This is a genomic window from Achromobacter maghribensis (genome assembly GCF_057334215.1).
This window is the reverse complement of the sequence record NZ_JBHFII010000063.1, coordinates 1-777: the sequence shown is the minus strand read 5'-3', so window position 1 is coordinate 777 and position 777 is coordinate 1. Positions and strand designations below refer to the sequence as shown.

General features: G+C 73.6%; 1 pseudogene. It reads right to left on the bottom strand.

Annotated elements, in window-relative coordinates:
* Window positions 1-777 (bottom strand): annotated as a pseudogene (locus ACE039_RS29310) (DNA polymerase III subunit gamma/tau); the annotation flags it as partial.

Sequence of the window (777 nt, the reverse complement as noted above, 5' to 3'; positions counted from 1 at the left end):
GCGGGGGCCTCGCCCGTGACGCCGACTTCCACATCCAGCCGGACGCTCTGGCCGAAATGTTCGCACAGGACGGTTTGCAGGCGAACCCGGCTTTCGCTTTCAGCCAGCGTCCTGACGGCGACGCGCAGGACGATCGCGTCGCCCTGCACGCCGGCCCATTCGCTTTGGCGCGCCAGTTCCGCAGCCAGCCCGGTGACGGGCAAGCTAGCGGCCAGTTCGGGCCAGCCCGTGGGCGTCATGTCCGTCATGCGGGCGCGCGATTGGCGTTTGCGGGCTGGCGCCGGTCCATCGCGCCGGGCCGGCACGGCCGGTGCCGGGGCAGCGGACGGCGCGCTGGCCAGGGTTTCAAATTCGTCATCGTCCGGATCGGACGTAAAGCCGCCGTCCGGGACAAAACCGCCTTCGGCTTCGAAGGGAATTTCTTCGTCGACCCAGGAAGGCGGGCCGCCATCGGCTTCGGCCGGCGCGCTGGCCAGCACGGCGGCAACGGCGGGGGCGACGGCCAACGCCGCCGAACCCGTGGACTTGGCCGTCGGGGCGGCCTCGGGCGCCGCCGGCGCGTCGGCCGGCAGGTCTTCCCAGGGCGGTACGTTGTCGCCGGCGGTGGCCGGAGACGCGGAGACGGGTTCGGGTTCGGGTTCGGGTTCGGGGGCGCGATCAGTGGCCACCGGCGCGGGAGCCGGGGCCGCGGACGGGGCGGCAGCTTCGACCGGCGCGACGGGCGCAACCGGTTCAGGCACCACTGCTGGCGCGGCAACGACGGCTGGCGCGGTGGCG